The following is an 18,860-nucleotide window of genomic DNA, read 5'->3' on the forward strand; positions in this document are numbered from 1 at the left end:
AACGGGGCGCGAGCATTGTCGCGCCCCCAACGCAGAGTTCATTTGCGGTCGATCAAACCGCCTTCACCGTGACCACCGGATTGTTCTCCTGATCGACCACATGCACAGCGCAAGCCAGGCAGGGGTCGAAGGAGTGCACCGTGCGCAAGACCTCAAGCGGTTTCTCGGGATCGGCCACCGGGTTGTCGATCAGGCAGGCCTCATAAGCGCCCGGCTGGTCTTTTTCGTTGCGCGGCGCGGCATTCCAGGTGGTCGGCACGACGCACTGGTAGTTCTTGATCTTGCCGGAATCGATGACCACCCAGTGCGACAGCACGCCGCGCGGCGCCTCGTGGAAGCCGACCCCCATCTGCTCGCCCTTCGGGAAGACCGGACGGTTGAAAGTCTTCAGGTCGCCCTTGGCCATGTTGGCGAGCAGCAGATCCCACTGGTTGATCAGTTCATCGACCTGCACCGCGCAGCCGACCGCCCGCGCCGCATGGCGGCCGATGGTCGAATGCAGCGCCTCGACGCCAACCTTGGCGCCGGCGACCGTGGAGACCAGATCGAGCGCTGCAGTGGCGTACTTCTTGGTCGGCTCGTGACCGGCGGCCAGCATGTTCATGACGCGCGGCAGCGGGCCGACCTGCATCGGCTTGCCGTAGAAGGTCGGCGACTTCAGCCACGAATACTTTCCGTCATCCTGGAAGTCGGTGTAATTCGGCGTCGTTTCGCCCTTGTACGGATGCAGCGACTTGTCGTTGCCACCGCTGTAGTTGTACCAGGAATGCTTGATCGCCTCGGACACGCCGTCGGTGAAGTACTTGTCGTTGAAGGTCGTGATCGCCTTGAAGCTCTCCAGCTTGCCGCCTTCGATGTAGCCGCCGGGCAGCGCAAACTTCTCTCCCTTGCCGTCGAGCGGAATATCCGGCACGCACAGGTAGTCGGTGATGCCCTTGCCGTACTTGGTCCAGTCGGCGTAGAAGCCGCCGATGGCGCCGACGTCGATCAGATAGACATTCTTGACGAAGTCTTCCAGCTTCAGCATCCATTCCTTGATCGCCAGCAGGCGCTCGACCGTCAGCACCGACTGCGAATCGACCGACAGCGGGTTGGCGACGCCGCCAACGGCGACGTTCTGGATGTGCGGCGACTTGGAGCCGAGCACGGCAACAATCTTGCTGGCGTAGCGCTGCACTTCCAGCGCCTGCAGGTAGTGCGAAACAGCCAGCAGGTTCACTTCCGGCGTCAGCTTCATGGCCGGATGGCCCCAGTAGCCGTTGGTGAAAATGCCGAGCTGGCCGGTGCCGACGAAGCCCTTCAGGCGTTCCTGTACCTTGGTGAATTCAGCCTTGCTGTTGCCGCTCCAGTTGGAAAGGCTTTCGGCCAGGCTGGCGGTCTTGGCCGGATCGGCCTTCAGCGCGCTGACCACGTCGACCCAATCGAGCGCCGACAGGTGATAGAAATGGACGATGTGATCATGCACGGCGTGGGCCAGGATGATCATGTTGCGGATGTATTGCGCGTTGACCGGGATTTCCAGCTGCAGCGCGTTCTCGACGGCACGCACCGAAGCAATGGCATGCACGGTGGTGCACACGCCGCAGATGCGCTGGGTGATTGCCCAGGCGTCGCGCGGATCGCGGCCGATCAGGATATTCTCGACGCCCCGCCACATCTGGCCGGAGGCCCAGGCCTTCTTGACGCGGCCGCCGTCCACTTCGACGTCGACGCGGAGGTGACCTTCGATACGGGTGACCGGGTCGATGGTGACACGTTTGTTCATGTTGTTCTCCTATCCCTGAATTCAGTGTGCGGCGCCTTCCCGGGGCAGAACCGGGAAGCGACGGGTGATGATGATGTAGCCGAGCACTTCGAGCGCGAACATGCCGAGGGTGACCAGCAGTTCGGCGATGCTCGGGAAATAGTTCCAGCCGTGGTCGACGCCGAGACCGGTGTCGTAGCCGATCAGGAAGCCGTTGATGCGGAGCAGGATGCCGCCGAGCATGATCGAGCAGCCGGCGACGAACAGCCGGGCCGGGTTGCGCCGGGCGCCCGCTGTGCCGACGATGAAGTACGGCGCGACGAAGCAGGCCATTTCCAGCCAGAAGAAGAAGGCTTCAAGGCTGGGCTTCAGCGCATGGCCAAGCGCGCCACGCACCACCAGATCGCCGAAGCGCACGGCCAGGAAAGCGGCCAGCACGCCGAGCATGATCTTGGCCATCGGCTGCAACAGGTGCATCTCAATCTCGCGCCGGTAGGCCGAAGCCGCGATGCAGGATTCGAAGAGCACGATGCCGTAGCCGATGGTGATGGCCGACAGCAGGTAGAGCAGCGGCACGATGGGCGTCTGCCACAGCGGATTGACCTGCGGCCCCATGACCACCAGCATGGTGCCGAGCGAGGACTGGTGCATCATCGGCAACAGCGTGCCGAGTGCGATGAAGAAGAACAGCACCTTCTCCAGCTTCTGCTTCTGCACCTTCAGGCCCCATTGCTCCATGAAGACCGGCGAGAATTCAATCCACATCACCGTGATGTAGGCCGAGATGCACACCGCCACCTCGAACATCACCGAATTGGGATTGGCGTAGCCCGGCCACAGGATGTGCCAGAAATTCCACCAGCGACCAAGGTCGAACAGCACGCCGACACCGGCCAGCGTGTAGCCGAACAGCGAGGCAAGCAGCGCCGGCCGCACCAGCGGATGGTAATGGCCGCGGTTGAAGATATAGACCAGCATGGCCACCGAGAAGCCGCCGCAGGCGAAGGCCGAACCGATGACCACATCGACCACCACCCAGATACCCCACGGGTAGCCGTCGTTCAGGTTGGTCACCGCACCGAGGCCGAAGATGAAGCGGACGAAGAGCACGGCAAACATCGCCGCAATCAACAGGCCACAGATCATCACCGGCAGATTGAACAGCTTGCCGCCAACCGGGGCGGCGGGATGATGGGCGCTCATGATTGCCCTCCCTTCTGGTTTTTACTCGCTTCATCGTCTTCCGGCACGACGTTGCGCTTGGCGACCCAGGTCAGGCCGGCGAGCACGGCGAGCGGCATGATCAGGCCGCCGTACAGCGTGTGCTGGATGGTTTCCGAGGTGGCAGCCGAAGATTTCGGCGGCAGGTCCGGCAGGCCGGCCTTCTGGAAATTGACCGCCGACAGCTTCAGCACCTGAGTACCGCCATATTCGGTTTCGCCATAGACGTGCTGCAGGTAGTTGCCGACCTTCGCCTGATAGCTTTGGTCGACCAGGCCTTTCCACTGGGCTGCCTGCTCGGGTGTTTCGCCCTTGGCCGGCAGGCGGCCACGCGGAATGGTCGTCCATTCGCCCGGCTTGACAGCCAGACGGCGCTTGGCTTCGGCCAGCAAATCCTCGGTGCGGCCGAACAGCGTGGCGCCGGTCGGGCAAACCTCGGCGCAGGCCGAATAATGACCGTCCTTGTGACGATGCCGGCACAGCTCGCACTTGCCGATCTTGCCGGTCGGCGAATCGTACTGGTACTTCGGAATGCCGAACGGGCAGGCGGCGACGCAGTAGCGGCAGCCGATGCAGGCGTCGGGGTCGTAGCCGACGACGCCGGTCACCGGATCCTTGGTCATCGCCGACACCGGGCAGGCCGAGACGCAGGACGGGTCGGCGCAGTGCATGCACGAAGTCTTCATGAAGGAGAAGCCGTTCAGTTCGCTGTCCTTCGTTTCCATCGTGCCGTTGCGGTACATCTTGATCAGGTTGAAGGTGTGGCCGCTGGTGTCGAGCGGCGTATCCCACAACTTGTCCATGGCCGTGAATTCAGCCGGGTTCTCGTTAGCCTGCTTGCAGGCTGCCACGCAAGCCTGGCAACCGACGCACAACGTGGCGTCGTAAAGCAGGCCGAGGCCTTCTGGCGGTCGAACGAGGGTATCGCGGGCGCAGGCCGTTTCCGGCAGCACGGCCGAAGCAGCCGCTGCGCCGCCGGCCAGGCAGCTCCGTAGAAAATTGCGTCGGGATGTCATGTCAGACCTCCGTTTTTTCGCCAGACTTCTTCGCTTCTTCCATCTGCTCGGCCTTGTGCGACAGGCCGAGATTCTTGGCGACCATCGCCCCGGCACCCGCTGCTGCACCCGCCACGGCGGCCAGCACAGCAGCCGAGCCAAGCGTCGCGCCGACACCCTTTTCCTCGACGATGCGCGGCAGGAAGGCGGAAGGCTCGATGTTCTTCAGCTTGGCCACTGCATGGATCGGCTTCTCGAAGCCGACGCCCTGCTCGGTACAGCCGATGCAGGGGTGGCCGCAGCCGACTGGCCAGGTACCGGCACCCGCGTCACCGAATTGGATGGTCGGACAGTTGGCGTAGGTTTCCGGCCCCTTGCAACCCAGCTTGTACAGGCAGTGGCCCTTGCGGTGGCCGTCATCACCGAACTCCATGGCGAAGCGGCCAGCATCAAAGTGGGCGCGGCGCTCGCAGTTTTCATGCACCAGGCGGGAATAGGCGAATTTCGGGCGACCGAGGTGATCGACCGCCGGCAGGGCGCCGAAGGTCAGGAAATGGACGACCGTGGACAGGAAGTTGTACGGATTGGGCGGGCAGCCGGGGATGGTCACCACCGGCTTGCCGAGCACCTTGTCCACGCCCTTGGCGCCGGTCGGATTCGGATCGGTCGACGGCATGCCACCCCACGAAGCGCAGGAACCGATGGCGATCACCGCTGCCGCGTCGGCCGCACATTCGGTCAGCAGCTCGATCGCCGTCTTGCCGCCGATCTTGCAGTAGATGCCGTTGTCGCGGGTCGGGATAGCACCCTCGACGACCAGGATGTACTTGCCCTTGTTCTCGGCCATCGCCGTCTTGCGCGCCGCTTCGACCTGGTGGCCAGCCGCCGCGAACAGCGTCTCGTGGTAATCGAGCGAAATGACGTCGAGAATCAGCTTTTCCAGCGTCGGATGCTCGGCGCGCAGGATGGACTCGGTACACCCGGTGCATTCCTGAAAATGCAGCCAGATCACACTCGGCCGCTTCTTGGTCGCCACCGCCTCGGCCACCGCGGCATCCGCCCCTTGCGGCAAGCCCAGCGTGGTCGCCAGTGCGGCGCAGAATTGCAGGAACTCACGCCGGTCCATCGACAAACGCGCAGCCGCAGCTTCGATGCGATCGTCCTGTTCCAGCGAAATCAAATTTTGGTTGGCCATGGATCTCCCCTTTTTTGCTTTCACGTCGGCCACTGGCCGACACGCCTCTCTGCTGGGGATCAGGCAATTGTTTTATTGGAATAGCTAACAGCAACAAGCGGGCCAGTAAATAAATTTCATTATTTACAATCACTTGTAAAAATTCATCGTCAAAACCCGGCAAAAAACCCGGCATAGGCTTTCCACTTCGCAAGGCGAGGTGATCAGGGGCTTGTCAGACTTGAGGAGTAGATATTTTGGAGGCGAAGCTGAGTCCTATACATCCCCGAGTTGCCCCCTTAATCGATTGACAACGGCATCAGATTAGATGACATTGCCCTGTCTCATTCGCACGACCGTGGAGCGGTGTGCATTACCAACACGGTGGAAACAGTTACACCATGTAACTATTTTTCAGTTACAATCCGCAGCCCGTTCAAGTAACCTATATGTCAAAGCATCAAAAAGCCTTAGCACGATTGACATCCAATCCACCGGCAGCGGACATTAAATGGTCCGAACTAAAGGTAGTGTTGGAGCATCTAGGCTACGAGATGCTTAAAGGTAGCGGGTCGAGACGGAAATTTTTTCACCGCGGGAAAAATGCATTGATTATTTGCCATGAACCTCACCCATCACCAAATGTGGACAAGAGCTGCATAGCGGACGTTATTGAACATTTAAAGACGCATCAATTCATCTGAGGACAAAGTGAACATTCTCAAGCACAAGGACTATGAAGGTACGGCAGAGCTCGATATGGAGCGTTTTGCTTGCCGCGGAAAAATCCTTTTCATTGATGACTTGGTAACCTACGAGGCAGACTCGCCTTCAAACCTTCAGAAGGAATTTGAGGCTGCCGTCGATGACTATATTGAGACTTGCGCTCTGCTTAATCGAGAGCCGAAAAAACCTCTAAAGGGTCAATTTAACGTTCGCGTCCCTTCCGCATTGCACAAAGCTGCTGCGCTCCGAGCAATCGCCGACGATATCTCGCTTAACGACGTTGTAGTTCGTGCTCTTGATGCCTATGTAAACATCAAGACGGACGTCAATCACAATGTGAAACTAACCGTCGAAATGCCTGATCAGCCAGTCACTATGCAAGTTGCAGGCATGATGGATGCGCAATGGGGAACGATGTTGTATGCAAGCAAACACTAATCCTCCCCCCTTCCAGATTGGTATCGGGCCCTTGCCGGTAGGAGACCCGCTTTCGGTGAAAGACCTGACGGCATTACTGATCAAGCACTACGGGTTGCACGAAGGAAATTTCGATTTACTGATCGAGTTCCAAATTGGCATGGGGGCTTTTGGACCAACCCCCGACATGCAGGCACCGGGAGCCATGATTGGGGTGTCCAAAATGGGGCTAGCGAGATCTGCTCAAATCGGTCCGCTTTCGGTAGATGCGGCAGTGGTAAATCCACCACCCAAATCCCGGATGACAAAAAAGAAATAATTTGCATCAGCTATTAAACCCGCTTCGGCGGGTTTTCTTTTGGAGTACAGCGCTATCCACGTAACGCTGGGGTCTATTTGTTCCTACGCGTTGTGCAGCGATTCCAAGGTAATCCGCTACAGCCGCGCCACCCACGCCTGCCCGAACGCTAGGCCGCCGTCGTTAGGGGGGGCTTGGCGGGCTTCGAGTAGATCGAGACCAACTGAGGAGAAGTGGTCGCGCAATGCCGTCATCAGCACGACATTCATCGCACAGCCTCCACCGATTGCGATTTTTGCCCCTTTTTTCCCGTCGACCGTAGCATTTACCCATTCAGCCAGCCCGGCTGCTACCGTGGCGTGGAAGAGGGCGGCGCCGTAGGCGGCGTTGTCCTTGCAGCCCATCAGGGCCGGCAGTAGCGGCGAGAAGTCGAGTACTTTGCCCTGTTCGCTCAGGGCATAGCCACCGGACAAGGGTTCGACCGGGCCGTGTTTGGCGGCGAGGCCTTCGAGTTCCATCGCCGCCTGCCCTTCGTAGTGCATCAGGTCACGCACGCCGAGCAGGCCGGCGGCGGCGTCGAACCAGCGGCCGAGGCTGGTGGTTGGCGGGCAGCGTAGTTTTCGGTCGAGCATGGTGAGCAGCGGGCCGGGGTCACGGCTCGGGTAGTACTGCTTGATCCAGCCGCCGACGCGATAGCCGAGGCCGGCGCCGTGCAGGGCTGAGACGGCCATGCGCCACGGCTCTTTCGCCGCGCGATCTCCACCGGGCATGGCCAGCGGGTGGAGGTGGCCGAGGCGTTGGCAATCGGCACCGCCGAGGCGCAGCAGTTCGCCGCCCCAGGCGCCGCCGTCCGGGCCGAGGCCGACGCCATCGAGCGCCAGCCCGAGAATCGGTTCGTTGATGCCATGTTCGGCGCAGATGGCGGCGATATGAGCCTGGTGGTGGCCGATGGCGATGGCGGGAACACCCAGTTTTTCGGCCAGGCGCAGGGCCAGATGGGTGGATGGGAAATCGGGGTGCAGGTCGTGGGCGATCAGTTCGGGCGTCACGTCGAGGATGGCCAGCAGGTGTTCAACCGTCTCTTCGAGGAAGCCGATGGCGGCGACGTTGTCGAGGCCGCCGATGTGCTGCGACAGGAAGGCTTCGCGGCCTTTCATGACGCAGAGGGTGTTCTTCAGGTAGCCGCCCAGCGCCAGCACGTTCGGGCCGTCGTCGGCCAAATGAATCGGCACCGGCACGTAGCCGCGGGCGCGGCGGATGAAGGCCGGGCCGGCCGCTGTTGCCCGCACGACGGAATCATCGCAGCGGATGACGATCTCGCGGTTGTGGATCAGGTAGGCATCAGCAATGCCGGCCAGGCGTTCTCGTGCCTCGTCGTTGGCGATGACCAACGGCTCGCCGTGCGGATTGGCGCTGGTCATGACCAGCAGCAGGTCGCTCGGCTGGTTAAGCCAGTCGGTACCGGCCGGGCGGCCGGCGGCTTCGTGCCAGAGCAGCAAATGCAGTGGCGTGGTCGGCAGCATGACACCGAGCCAGGCGAGGCCGGGTGCGATGCCCTTGAGTTCGCTGCCGCCCTTGGCGCAGAGCACGATGGGGGCCGCCAAGCCTTGCAGCAGCGCCAGTTCGCCGGCTCCGATCCGCGCATGCGCGGCCAGCGAAGCGGCATTCAGGCCCATCACGGCGAAGGGTTTTTCCTCGCGCTGCTTGCGTTCGCGCAGTTCAGCCACGGCCGCAGCGTCGCGTGCATCGCAAGCCAGATGGAAGCCGCCCAGCCCCTTGATGGCAACGATCTTGCCGGTGCGCAGCAGATGCAGGGTTTCGGCAATCGAGTCGCCGGCCAGCGGCTGACCGGCGGCATCTAGCAGACTCAGTTGCGGGCCGCAATCGGGGCAGCAGGTGGTTTCGGCGTGAAAGCGGCGGTCGCTGGGCCTTGTGTATTCGTCGTTGCACGGAGGGCACAGCGGGAAAGAGGCGAGACTGGTTTGCGCCCGGTCGTAGGGAATGCGCTGGCTGACGGTGTAGCGCGGGCCGCAGTGGGTGCAGGTGGTGAAGGCGTAGCGCCAGCGGAGATTGGCCGGATCGAACAGATCGGCGATGCACTCGGGGCAGATGGCAGCATCCGGGCCGATGGCGGTTTTGACTTCGCCCGCCTCGCTATCGAGGATGGTGAAACCGGGGGCCGTCACTTCGGCCGGCTCGCTGTCGATGGCATCGATACGGGCCAGTCGCGGGGCCTCACGCGGCAAACGGGTGACGAATTCGGCAAGCTTTTCGCCAGCCACTGCGGCAATCACCCCGCCGCCATCATTACGCACCCAGCCGTTCAGCCCGAGTTCGACGGCCAGTCGCCAGACATAGGGGCGAAAGCCGACGCCCTGGACGAGGCCTCGAATACGGAACAGCCGAGCAGTCATGCCATTTCCCCGGAGAAAAGTGGTGAGCTTACGCCGAGCCATGATTTCGCGCATTACAATGCCACCCAGATACCAACCGGCCAGCCTTTTCGCCCCTCCGTGCGCAGCGATTCCGATTCAATCCCCGACCCCACGCGCAGCAAGCCGCGTTGTTTGAGCATCGATCTCGAAGTCGGCATCCGCAGCGCCGTCATTCACCAACTAGCCGGGCTGCGCGGCGATAGCGACGCCCGCCTGAACTATCCGCCCGGCAAACTCCCGGAAGCACTAAACCAGCTTGATGCGTTGGCTGACGACGCAGCCTTTCTGCTCGGCCACAATCTGATCGCCTTCGATCTGCCGCAACTGCGCGCCGCCAACCCCAACCTGCGGCTGCTGGCCAAGCCAGCTATCGACACCCTGCGCCTCAACCCGCTGGCCTTCCCGAAGAACCCCTACCACCATCTGGTCAAGCACTACCAGGATGGGCAACTGCTGGGCAACCGCAAGAACAATCCACTGCTCGATGCCGAACTGGCCTTGCAGGTATTTTGCGACCAGGAACACAGCCTGCAGCAGATGCAGCAGGCTGCTCCCGATCTGCTACTCGCCTGGCACTGGCTGACGACGCGTGATCAGTCCATTTCCGGCTTGAACCGGTTTTTCATGGTCACTCGCCACAGTGCCGCTCCGAGTGCCGACGAAGCCCGCGCCGCCATCGCCCGTCTCCTTGATGGACAAAGCTGCACAACGACCAGCCGCCAGATCATTGCCGCTGCCGAAGACCACGCCTGGCCGCTGGCCTACGCGCTGGCCTGGCTGTCGGTGGCCGGCGGCAATTCGGTGATGCCACCCTGGGTGCGCTTCCAGTTTCCCGAGGCCGGCCGCCTTATCCGCCAACTTCGCGACACGCCCTGCGCCGCCCCCGACTGCGCCTGGTGTCGCCGCGAACATGACGCACTGAAGCAGTTGCAGCACTGGTTCGGCAAGAACTACGCATTTCGTCCCGAGCCGGTCGACAAGGACAGTGGCCAGCCGCTGCAGCAGGTCATCGTCGAAAGCGCCATGCGCGGCGATCACAACCTCGGCATCCTGCCGACCGGCACAGGCAAGTCGCTGTGCTACCAGATTCCCGCCCTATCGCGCTTTGTCCGCACCGGCGCGCTGTCGGTCGTCATCTCGCCACTGGTCGCGCTAATGGAGGACCAGGTCAAGGGCTTGCGCGAGCGCGGCATCGACTGCTGCGCGGCGATAAACGGCCTGCTCAACATGCCGGAACGGGCCGACGTGCTCGACCGCGTGCGCCTGGGCGACGTTGGCATCCTGCTCATCGCCCCGGAGCAGTTGCGCAATCGCAGTGTGCGCAAAGTGCTGGCACAGCGCGAAATCGGCGCCTGGATTTTCGACGAAGCCCACTGCCTGTCGAAATGGGGCCAGGATTTCCGACCGGATTACCGCTACGTCGCCCGCTTCATTGCCGAAAGCCGCGACGCCTCGCCGGACAAGACGCTGCCGCTGATCCAGTGCCTGACTGCCACCGCCAAGCCGGAAGTCGTCACCGATATCGTCGGGCATTTCCGGGAAAAGCTGGGCATCGCCATGCGCGTGCTCGACGGCGGCGCCCGGCGCGACAACCTGCGCTTCGACGTCATCCCGACCACGCCGGGCGAAAAATACGACCTGGTCGGCCGCCTGATCGCCGACGAGTTGCCGCCGGAAAAATCCGGTGGCGCCATCGCCTACTGCGCCACGCGCAAGCAGACCGAAGAGCTAGCGCAGTTTCTCCGGGAAAAGGGCCTGGCTGCAGCGGCCTATCACGCCCGCCTGCCGCCGGAAACCAAGAAGAACACGCAAAAGGCTTTCATCACTGGCGAATTGCGCGTCATCGCCGCCACCAACGCCTTCGGCATGGGCATCGACAAACCCGACGTGCGCCTCGTCGTCCACGCCGACATCCCCGGTTCGCTGGAAAACTACCTGCAGGAAGCCGGCCGGGCCGGTCGCGACCGAGCGGCGGCGCGTTGCGTGCTGCTCTACACCGCCGACGACGTCGAGCGCCAGCACAGTATGTCGGCCAACTCACGCCTGTCGCGGCGCGACATCCAGAGCGTGCTGCGCGCCCTGCGCCAGATTCAGCGCAAGAAAAACCGCGAGGAACCGATCGTCGCCACCTCTGGCGAGATTCTCGATGAAGACGAGGAAGGCAGCCTCAAGCGCGACATCGCCACCGACGACACCCGCGTCCGCACCGCCGTCGCCTGGCTGGAAGAAGCCGGCCTCGTACGACGCGAGGAAAACAGCGTGCAGATTTTTCCGTCCTCGCTACGGGTCAAGGATTTGGCCGAAGCCGAAAGCAAGCTGGCGAGCAGCATCCCGGCACCGGAAGAGCGGAAAAAATACCTGAATCTGCTGCAGATCCTGATGGTCGCCCCGGCCGACGAAGGCATCACTACCGACGAACTGATGGTCAGCGCCGGTTTCGAGGCCACGGCCTTGCGCGAGGCGCTTTATCTCTTCGACCGGCTGGGCATTTCCAGCAACGACACGGGAATGACCGCCTTCCTCCATGTCGGCGTCGAAAATGCCTCGAAGAAGCGCTTCGAGGTGGCCTGCGCGCTGGAAACCGCGCTGATCGCCCAACTGCGTGAAACGGCGCCCGATGTGATTGCCGGCGACGGCTACCCGCTCAACCTGCGGCTGCTGGCCCAGCGTCTCAAGGATGAAGGCCACCCCCAAGCCCTGCCGCACAGCCTTGGCCTGATCCTCAAGGGTCTGGCCGGCGATGGCCGCAATGACCACAATTGCCCTGATGGGCGCGGCAGCATCACTTTCAAGCGGGCCAGCGACCCGGAAACCGTATTCGTCACGCTCAACCGCAGTTGGGCTGCGCTGGACAAGACCGCCGAACGGCGCCGCACTGCCGCCGGCCTGCTGCTCGCCCATTGGCTGTCTTGCCTGCCCAACGGCGCCCGCGGCATTGACCTGCTGGCCGAAACCACGCTGGGCAAACTGGCCGCCAGCGTTGCCGGCGATGCCCTGCTCGCCGCCGAGAATGGACACGTCGACAAGCTGGTCGACCGTGCCCTGCTCTGGCTGCACGAACAAGACATCCTGCGCCTGAACAAGGGGCTGGCCGTCTTCCGCACGGCGATGACCTTACAGCTTGAGAGCAACTGGAAGCTGCAATTTGAAAAGAGCAATTACCAGCCACTGCAACTGCACTACAACGAACTGACCCGGCAAATCCACATCATGGCCGAGTACGCCGAGCGCGGCATCGAGCGCATGGCCGAAGCGCTGCAACTGGCCATGGATTACTTCAGCCTGTCGCGCGATGTCTTTTGCCAGCGCTGGCTGCCCGGGCGAGAGGAAGAACTGGAGCGTCAAACCACGCCGCAATCGTGGGAAAGCATCGTCGAAACGCTGACCAAGCCCAACCAGCGCACCATCGTCGCCGACGACCGGGACAACACCAACACGCTGGTGCTGGCCGGGCCGGGTGCCGGCAAGACACGGGTGCTGGTGCATCGTATCGCCTACCTGGTACGTATCCGCCGCGAGAACCCCCGGGCCATCGTGGCGCTGGCCTACAACCGTCATGCGGCGCTGGAAATCCGCCACCGCCTGCGCGAGCTGATCGGCAATGATGCCATTGGCGTCACCGTGCTCACCTGCCACGCCTTGGCCATGCGCCTGGTCGGCGCCAGTTTTGCCGAGCGGCAGGCACAAAACGACGACGATTTCGATGCCATCCTCAGCGAAGCCACGGCGCTGCTCGAAGGGAGAGGCTTGCCACCGGAAGATGCCGACGCACAGCGCGACCGCCTGCTGGCCGGCTTCCGCTGGATCTTCGTCGATGAATACCAGGACACCGGCCCCGCCCAATACGCCCTGATCTCGGCGCTGGCCGGCCGCAAGCGCAGCGACGAGGACGGCAGGCTGAACCTGTTCGCGGTCGGCGACGACGACCAGAACATCTACGCCTTCGTCGGCGCCTCAGTCGAATTCATCCGCAAGTTTGCCGACGACTACCAGGCTCAAACCCGCTTTCTGGTCGAGAACTACCGGTCGACCGCCAACATCATCGCCACCGCCAATGCCCTGATCGCCCCGGCCGGCGAGCGCATGAAAACCACGCAGCCGATCCGGATCAACGCAGCCCGCGACAAATCGCCACCGGGCGGCAACTGGCAAGGCCGCGACAGCGTCGGACAAGGCCGGGTGCAAATCCTGTCGGCCGGGCGCAACGCCGAACAACAGGCGATGGCCTTACTGACCGAAATCGAACGCTTGCGCTCGCTCGGGCTCGATCTCAGCCGAACCGCCGTCATCGCCCGCCAGTGGAAATACCTCGACCCCCTGCGTGCCGCCTGCGAGGCGCACAGCCTGCCGGTCAGCATGGCCGACGAGGAAGCGCCGCCGCTCTGGCGCCTGCGCGAAACCCAGGCCCTGCTCGCCTTTGCCGAGGCGCATGGCGCGCTCATCTCGTCCGGCATTCTCTCAGGCTGGATGGCCGCACGGCCGGCCAACGGCTGGGCCGACAGCGTGCGCGACGCAGTCGCTGCCTTTGCCGACGATACTCAGGGCGCCGAGGTCACGCTCGACTATTTCCGCGACTGGCTGGCCGAATGGGGCCGCGCCAACCGCCACCGACAAACTGGCCTGCTCCTGCTGTCCGCACACCGTGCCAAAGGGCTGGAGTTCGACCACGTCTTCGTGCTGGATGGCGAGTGGACAGGGCAGAAAGGCGAGGATGCCGACGCCGCCCGCCGCCTTTACTACGTGGCGATGACCCGCGCCCGCCAGACGCTGACCCTGGCCCGCCTCGACATCGGCAACCCGCTCATCGACTGCCTGCCCGACAGCCCGGCCCTGCTACGCCGGCCAGCCAGCGCATGGCTGCCCGAACCGCCCGGACTAGATCACCGCTACATCATCCCAAGCCTGAGGGAAATCGACCTCGGCTTTGCCGGCCGAAAAAAGACCGGGGAACGCATCCACGCCCGCGTCGCAGCACTCAAGGTCGGCGATGTACTGCAGTTTTCAGCCGATCAACGCGGCTACGCCCTGCTGACCCCGGACGGCATCGCCGTCGGTCGCCTGTCACAAAATTTCAAGCCGCCCCCCGACCTGCGCTGTATCGCCGCCCGCGTGCACGCCATTGTCGTCTGGCGCCAACGCGACAGCAGCGCCGAATACGCCGACCGTTGCCAGTGCGAACGCTGGGAAGTGGTGGTTCCCGAACTGGTTTTTGGCCGATGAATCCGGCTGGCGCCCCTGCTACTGCGTCAATAGATCGATGTAGGCCTGATAGCCGTAGCTGCGATTCTTCTTCTGCCCGGTCAGCTCGCTGACGATGCCAAGCTCGGCTAGCAATCCGACGGCCGCGTTGGCCGTGGGAAAGGTGGTGTCGAGCTTTTGCCGGGCGTGCTCGACCGTGAACCGGGGCATCAGCGGCAGCGCCTCGAACAGGCGGTAACTGGCGGCGGTGGTTTTGGGCGTAGCCAGCAGGCGGCGACGGTCGTTATTGATCAGGGTGGCAATGGCAACGATGCTGCGCTCCGCTTCGCCAGCCGCCATCGCTACTCCTTCGAGGAAAAAGGCGATCCAGGATTCCCAATCGCCTTGCGTTCGTATTCCCGACAGCAACTGGTAGTACATCGACTGGTATTGCTTCAGGTAGGCACTGAGGTAAAGCAAAGGCTCCGGCAGAAGCTGCCAATGCTCCATCAGCGCCGCGATCAGCAAGCGGCCGATGCGACCGTTGCCATCGAGAAACGGGTGGATGGTCTTGAACTGGGCGTGAATCAGCGCGATCCTGACCAGCGGCGGCAGATCGCTTTCCACCCCAGAATGGATGAAGCGCTCGACATCGGCCAACAGTGCCGGCACCCGCTCCGCTGGCGGCGGAACGAAGACAGCCTTGCCCGGACGCGTGCCGCCGATCCAGTTCTGCGAACGACGCAGCTCGCCCGGCTGCTTGCCGCTACCGCGAACGCCGGCGAGCAAGCAGCGATGGGCGTCGCACAACAAGCGCACGCTGATCGGCAAGCCGGCCGGGTCGCGCAGGTTGTCCTGCACCAGGCGAAACGCCCGGAGATAATTGCTCACCTCTTCGACATCGTCGGCATTGACGACCGCAAAACCCGCTTCCTCGTCGAAGAGGTCGACCAGCGTCGCCTGCGTTCCCTCAATTTGCGAGGTTAGCAAGGCCTCCTTGCGTACCGCGCCATAGAGCAGCCAATCGACGGATGGCACCAGGCCGGACACACCAGCCAGCCGGGCCAGAGCCATTTCAGACGCCCGATTGGCGGCTTCAAAACTAGCTGACGACAAGGCCGGCTCGCATGGCGGCAGCGGATGCGGCACGAAAGCCCGAACTTCCTCGCCGAGCGTGGTGGAGACCTCATAGCTTCCAGTCTGACGCATGATGTGAAAAGTTTCTTTAATAGACGGCCACGATATTAAAGCAAACTTTAATATCGCGCACGAACATGCAAAAAAATTTAAACTTTGGCCATTTCCCCCGTTCGACCGTGCCCCGAAGGAATCCACAGCGACGAGCCAGCTTTGCTGGCCGTCTTGCTGTGCAGGTGCTTTATCAGGCGCCTTGGGGAAACCGCATTTGCCACGGCGAATACGGAGCAATTCGCCCGACTCGCTCATGGCGCCAGATCAGATCATTGTCTGCGGCGACGAAACAGGCGACTAAGCACCCAGGCGGCGGTACCAGGAACAACGATGTACGCCAAAAGACCCACTGGCCCACCACCAAAATTGAGGGCGCCAACAACCGTCAGGCCGAGATTTAAAACAATCAGCGCCCCGCCGACCAGGAGGTCGAGCGGATGGCGCTCATCATTCGCCATGCCGGTCTTTCTACTTGGCCGCCAGCTGCCGTTCCAGCTCGGCCACCCGGCGCTTCAGGGCATCGACCGATTCCGAGCGCTTGCTCCGCTGTTCTTCCAGTCCGGACTGAATCCAGTCCAGCCAGGCACTGAGGCCGTCACCGCTGGTGGCCGAGACGCGGAAGATGGTCAGGTTGGGATTGACGCGGCGGGCGTTGGCTTCGGCCAGATCGGCATCGAATTCGAGGTAGGGCAGCAGGTCGCACTTGTTGAGCAGCATGACGTCGGCCGCGGCGAACATGTCGGGGTATTTCAGCGGCTTGTCCTCGCCCTCGGTGACAGAGAGGATGGCAACCTTGTGGTGTTCGCCGAGGTCGAAGGCAGCCGGGCAGACGAGGTTGCCGACGTTCTCGATCAGGAACAGCGAGTCGTCGGCCGGTTGCAGGCGTTGCATGGCGTGGCCGACCATGTGGCCGTCGAGGTGGCAGCCCTTGCCGGTGTTGATCTGCAGCGCCGGCACGCCGGTGGCGCGGATGCGCTCGGCATCGTTGGAGGTCTGCTGGTCGCCTTCGACGACGCTGATCGCCAGCTTGTCCTTCAACAGTTCGATGGTCTTGCAGAGCAGCGTGGTCTTACCGGAGCCGGGGCTGGAGACGAGGTTCAGCGCAAAGATGCCGCGCTCGTCGAACGACTGGCGGTTGGCCGCGGCATAGGCGTTGTTCTTGGACAGGATGTCCTGCTCGATCTGCACCATGCGGGCCTGCGACATGCCGGGCACGTGGGCGCGGGCCGGGCCGGTGCCGTAGTCGAGGTCGCCGGCGACACCGTGTTCGTGGTGATGATGTTCTTCGCCGTGCGCATGGGCGTGCTCGCCGTCGTGGACATGGGCGTGGCTGTGTTCGCTGCCGTCGCTGTGGTGATGCGTGTGCGAGTGCACGCCGAGCGGCGCGTCGTCGTGGCTGTGATCGTGATCATGCCCATGGTCGTGGGCATGGGTGTGCACCGTGCCGTCTTCGTGGACGTGGGTGTGCTCGTGTGAATCTTCGTGCGCCCCACCCTCGATCTTCGTTTCTCCTGCGCCGCAGCCGCAAACCGTACACATAGTCGTCTCCTGATTATTCGATTTCGATTTCCTTGACCCGCATTTCCGTCCCGCCAGTCGGCTGCACCTGGTGGCTGCCGCACTTCGGGCAGGCGCCGTACAGTTCGCTCATCGCCACCGTTTCGGCACATTGCATGCACCAGCCGGCGCCAGGCGTTGCCAAAATTTCCAGCGCAGCATCCTGCGCGATACTGCCGCGCGTGACCGCTTCGAAGCAAAATTTCAGCGCTTCCGGTTCAACCGAGGACAGGCGGCCGATTTCCAGCACAACCAGTTTCACCCGACGAGCACTTTCGCGACGCGCCGTGTCTTCGACCAGTTGCAACACGCCTTCGGCCAGCGACATCTCATGCATCGTTCAACTCCACGACAAAGGGCAGACAGGGATCAAGCGCCAGTATGGCCCGATTCAGCACCTGTTTTGCTTGATCCAGAGAAGCAAATTCGAGATTACCGAGCAAAGATGACAGGGCCGCGGCATCGGAAAAGAAATCGTCGGTCGGGGCCTGGACCCGGTAATTGGCGACCTTGCCGTCGATGATATGCACCGCATGGGTGAGCACGCCGCGCGCCGTCATGGTTTGCCCCACGCCCCAGCCATCCCCCCCGGCCATGGCAATTGGAAAGGCTGCACCACTGGCCAGCGCTTCCGCCGCCCAATTCACCTCGGCCAGACGCGCCTGGAAAACGGAACGAATCGTGGCTGGCCTGGGCATGCCCGGCATCTCCGAAGCAGTACCCTGCCAATAGGCCAGCCAGGGCTCAGGCGCCAGCACGACGGCTCGTGTTGTTTTCTGGCATGCCAACTCCGGTACGACTTCTTCCGTCGTGCGGCCGACCAGGATTTCAAGGCATTTATCGGCCAGCGGTCGCAGGGTATCGTGCAGGAGCCTTTGCGTGATGGCCAGAAATTCGTCGCTCTGCCGCGCATTGCGCCAGGCGATGAAAGCCTCCTTGGCCGAGTGCAGGCCGAGTGCCGGCGGCCAGTCGAGCAACAGGCGCCAGAGGTTTTCGTGCAGCACCTCAACCCACAATTCGACCGCATCGGCAGCCCTCGGTGCCTCGTTCTGCGCCGCCACCACTGCCGCCTGTGCCGCGGCGCGCTGGGCATGGGCGCAGAGGGTAAACAAATAGGGTACGGTCTTAACCACGGCATCGGGCAATTGGCCGATGAACAGACGGGTCACCGAGGGCCGTTTGAGTATGACCTCAAGATCTTGCAAGCGCCCACGCTGAAGCTGCGCCCGAACGGTCAGCAAACCGGCGCTGGTCATCGGCCCAGCCCCAGAAAAGCACGTCGGCTGGTGGTCTTGCCGGTTGCGGCCGGCGCCGCCAGGGGCTCGGCAAACAAGGCATGCGCGGTTGCAATCGCCGTCAGACGGGCAGCTTCGTGCGTTTCGAATTCGAGCGCCGGAGAAAACAGCGAACAGAGATGGTAGTTGCCGATACTGCTCTCCTCGGCGACGGTGAATTCGTAATCACCGGATGGAAAATGCCAGTCGTGCTTGCAGCACGCGGCCAACGCCGGCCAGCCTTCAAGTTGACCGGGCAGACAAAGCAGGTTGATCGCCCACGGCGTGATCATGACGCCCGCCCAGTGCCCATCGGCGGTGCGCTGAAAACCGACAGCCTCGACCTGCAACGCCTGATTGCAGATGGGTACATCGTGCATCCGGGTTCGGGCAATGTGGTCGAAAACAGCGACTAGCTCGGACGATGGATCGGTCGTCCACAACCTCATTCGGTCACCATAAACTTGTGCCTGGGCGCATCGCACCCGGGACAGCACCAGTCGTCCGGCAGGTTGGCAAAGGGGACGCCAGGCGGAATGCCGCGCACGTCGTCACCCTCGGCCGGGTCGTAAACCCACCAGCAGATGCCGCATTCCAGTTTGTCGTCAGGTTTGACGCCGAGATGTGAACCTTCGAATCGCATACCGGGG

General features: G+C 62.6%; 17 protein-coding genes. 4 read left to right on the top strand and 13 right to left on the bottom strand.

Annotated elements, in window-relative coordinates; genetic code table 11:
- Positions 1-52: 52 nt before the first annotated feature.
- From KI617_RS18980 to KI617_RS19000, 5 genes are read right to left on the bottom strand one after another with little or no spacing between them, the layout of a single operon-like run.
- Entirely contained in the window at positions 53-1,765 is a 1,713-nt protein-coding gene (locus KI617_RS18980; RefSeq protein WP_226449005.1) for a nickel-dependent hydrogenase large subunit, read from the bottom strand.
- Between the two features lie 21 nt (positions 1,766-1,786).
- Positions 1,787-2,947, bottom strand: a complete 1,161-nt coding sequence (hybB, locus tag KI617_RS18985) for a Ni/Fe-hydrogenase cytochrome b subunit (protein ID WP_226449006.1) — start codon at positions 2,945-2,947, stop codon at positions 1,787-1,789.
- Positions 2,944-3,981 (bottom strand): hydrogenase 2 operon protein HybA, encoded by a 1,038-nt coding sequence (gene hybA / locus KI617_RS18990; RefSeq protein WP_226449007.1) that lies wholly within the window; start codon positions 3,979-3,981, stop codon positions 2,944-2,946. The genes hybB and hybA overlap by 4 nt, the downstream gene beginning before the upstream one ends.
- A 1-nt stretch (position 3,982) precedes the next feature.
- Entirely contained in the window at positions 3,983-5,155 is a 1,173-nt protein-coding gene (locus KI617_RS18995) for a hydrogenase small subunit (RefSeq protein WP_226449008.1), read from the bottom strand.
- Entirely contained in the window at positions 5,073-5,330 is a 258-nt protein-coding gene (locus KI617_RS19000; RefSeq protein ID WP_226449009.1) for a hypothetical protein, read from the bottom strand. Before KI617_RS19000 ends, KI617_RS18995 begins: the two co-directional genes overlap by 83 nt.
- A 358-nt stretch (positions 5,331-5,688) precedes the next feature.
- Here KI617_RS19000 and KI617_RS20580 point away from each other — a divergent pair, with 358 nt between their 5' ends.
- Genes KI617_RS20580 through KI617_RS19015 form a run of 3 tightly spaced genes read left to right on the top strand, consistent with a single transcriptional unit; the run spans position 5,689 to position 6,596 of the window.
- Positions 5,689-5,838, top strand: a complete 150-nt coding sequence (locus KI617_RS20580) for a hypothetical protein (protein WP_404826823.1) — start codon at positions 5,689-5,691, stop codon at positions 5,836-5,838.
- Positions 5,839-5,845: 7 nt separating this feature from the next.
- Positions 5,846-6,298 (top strand): type II toxin-antitoxin system HicB family antitoxin, encoded by a 453-nt coding sequence (locus tag KI617_RS19010; protein ID WP_226449011.1) that lies wholly within the window; start codon positions 5,846-5,848, stop codon positions 6,296-6,298.
- A gap of 55 nt (positions 6,299-6,353) precedes the next feature.
- Entirely contained in the window at positions 6,354-6,596 is a 243-nt protein-coding gene (locus KI617_RS19015; RefSeq protein ID WP_226449012.1) for a hypothetical protein, read from the top strand.
- A gap of 116 nt (positions 6,597-6,712) precedes the next feature.
- Here the strand turns inward: KI617_RS19015 and hypF are convergent, their stop codons facing one another.
- On the bottom strand, positions 6,713-8,989 hold the full coding sequence (hypF, locus tag KI617_RS19020) for a carbamoyltransferase HypF (protein WP_226449013.1): 2,277 nt from the start codon (positions 8,987-8,989) through the stop codon (positions 6,713-6,715).
- A gap of 153 nt (positions 8,990-9,142) precedes the next feature.
- Here hypF and KI617_RS19025 point away from each other — a divergent pair, with 153 nt between their 5' ends.
- Positions 9,143-14,230, top strand: coding sequence for a RecQ family ATP-dependent DNA helicase (locus KI617_RS19025; RefSeq protein ID WP_226449014.1), 5,088 nt, complete (start codon positions 9,143-9,145; stop codon positions 14,228-14,230).
- Positions 14,231-14,248: 18 nt separating this feature from the next.
- Here KI617_RS19025 and KI617_RS19030 read toward each other — a convergent pair whose 3' ends face one another.
- The 7 genes from KI617_RS19030 to KI617_RS19060 form a co-directional block, all read right to left on the bottom strand.
- Entirely contained in the window at positions 14,249-15,397 is a 1,149-nt protein-coding gene (locus KI617_RS19030) for a Fic family protein (RefSeq protein ID WP_226449016.1), read from the bottom strand.
- 251 nt (positions 15,398-15,648) lie between these two features.
- On the bottom strand, positions 15,649-15,837 hold the full coding sequence (locus KI617_RS19035) for a hypothetical protein (protein ID WP_226449018.1): 189 nt from the start codon (positions 15,835-15,837) through the stop codon (positions 15,649-15,651).
- A gap of 10 nt (positions 15,838-15,847) precedes the next feature.
- On the bottom strand, positions 15,848-16,918 hold the full coding sequence (hypB, locus tag KI617_RS19040; protein ID WP_226449020.1) for a hydrogenase nickel incorporation protein HypB: 1,071 nt from the start codon (positions 16,916-16,918) through the stop codon (positions 15,848-15,850).
- Between the two features lie 13 nt (positions 16,919-16,931).
- Positions 16,932-17,273, bottom strand: coding sequence for a hydrogenase maturation nickel metallochaperone HypA (gene hypA / locus KI617_RS19045; RefSeq protein ID WP_226449022.1), 342 nt, complete (start codon positions 17,271-17,273; stop codon positions 16,932-16,934).
- A complete protein-coding gene (locus KI617_RS19050; RefSeq protein WP_226449024.1) occupies positions 17,266-18,192 on the bottom strand; it encodes a hypothetical protein in 927 nt (308 codons plus the stop codon). Before KI617_RS19050 ends, hypA begins: the two co-directional genes overlap by 8 nt.
- Positions 18,189-18,659 carry a [NiFe]-hydrogenase assembly chaperone HybE gene (gene hybE / locus KI617_RS19055; RefSeq protein ID WP_226449026.1) on the bottom strand — a complete coding sequence of 157 codons (471 nt, stop codon included), beginning with the start codon at positions 18,657-18,659 and terminating at the stop codon, positions 18,189-18,191. The genes KI617_RS19050 and hybE overlap by 4 nt, the downstream gene beginning before the upstream one ends.
- Positions 18,656-18,853, bottom strand: a complete 198-nt coding sequence (locus tag KI617_RS19060; RefSeq protein ID WP_226449028.1) for a rubredoxin — start codon at positions 18,851-18,853, stop codon at positions 18,656-18,658. The genes hybE and KI617_RS19060 overlap by 4 nt, the downstream gene beginning before the upstream one ends.
- Positions 18,854-18,860: the final 7 nt, after the last annotated feature.

This window comes from Ferribacterium limneticum (assembly GCF_020510625.1).
GTDB lineage: Bacteria > Pseudomonadota > Gammaproteobacteria > Burkholderiales > Rhodocyclaceae > Azonexus > Azonexus limneticus_A.

Excerpts from the sequence above, each read along its gene's own strand:
- KI617_RS18980 (WP_226449005.1), bottom strand. The coding sequence starts at position 1,765 with ATGAACAAACGTGTCACCATCGACCCGGTCACCCGTATCGAAGGTCAC.
- hybB (WP_226449006.1), bottom strand. The coding sequence starts at position 2,947 with ATGAGCGCCCATCATCCCGCCGCCCCGGTTGGCGGCAAGCTGTTCAAT.
- hybA (WP_226449007.1), bottom strand. The coding sequence starts at position 3,981 with ATGACATCCCGACGCAATTTTCTACGGAGCTGCCTGGCCGGCGGCGCA.
- KI617_RS18995 (WP_226449008.1), bottom strand. The coding sequence starts at position 5,155 with ATGGCCAACCAAAATTTGATTTCGCTGGAACAGGACGATCGCATCGAA.
- KI617_RS19000 (WP_226449009.1), bottom strand. The coding sequence starts at position 5,330 with ATGCCGGGTTTTTTGCCGGGTTTTGACGATGAATTTTTACAAGTGATT.
- KI617_RS20580 (WP_404826823.1), top strand. The coding sequence starts at position 5,689 with ATGCTTAAAGGTAGCGGGTCGAGACGGAAATTTTTTCACCGCGGGAAA.
- hypF (WP_226449013.1), bottom strand. The coding sequence starts at position 8,989 with ATGACTGCTCGGCTGTTCCGTATTCGAGGCCTCGTCCAGGGCGTCGGC.
- KI617_RS19030 (WP_226449016.1), bottom strand. The coding sequence starts at position 15,397 with ATGCGTCAGACTGGAAGCTATGAGGTCTCCACCACGCTCGGCGAGGAA.
- KI617_RS19035 (WP_226449018.1), bottom strand. The coding sequence starts at position 15,837 with ATGGCGAATGATGAGCGCCATCCGCTCGACCTCCTGGTCGGCGGGGCG.
- hypB (WP_226449020.1), bottom strand. The coding sequence starts at position 16,918 with ATGTGTACGGTTTGCGGCTGCGGCGCAGGAGAAACGAAGATCGAGGGT.
- hypA (WP_226449022.1), bottom strand. The coding sequence starts at position 17,273 with ATGCATGAGATGTCGCTGGCCGAAGGCGTGTTGCAACTGGTCGAAGAC.
- KI617_RS19050 (WP_226449024.1), bottom strand. The coding sequence starts at position 18,192 with ATGACCAGCGCCGGTTTGCTGACCGTTCGGGCGCAGCTTCAGCGTGGG.
- hybE (WP_226449026.1), bottom strand. The coding sequence starts at position 18,659 with ATGAGGTTGTGGACGACCGATCCATCGTCCGAGCTAGTCGCTGTTTTC.
- KI617_RS19060 (WP_226449028.1), bottom strand. The coding sequence starts at position 18,853 with ATGCGATTCGAAGGTTCACATCTCGGCGTCAAACCTGACGACAAACTG.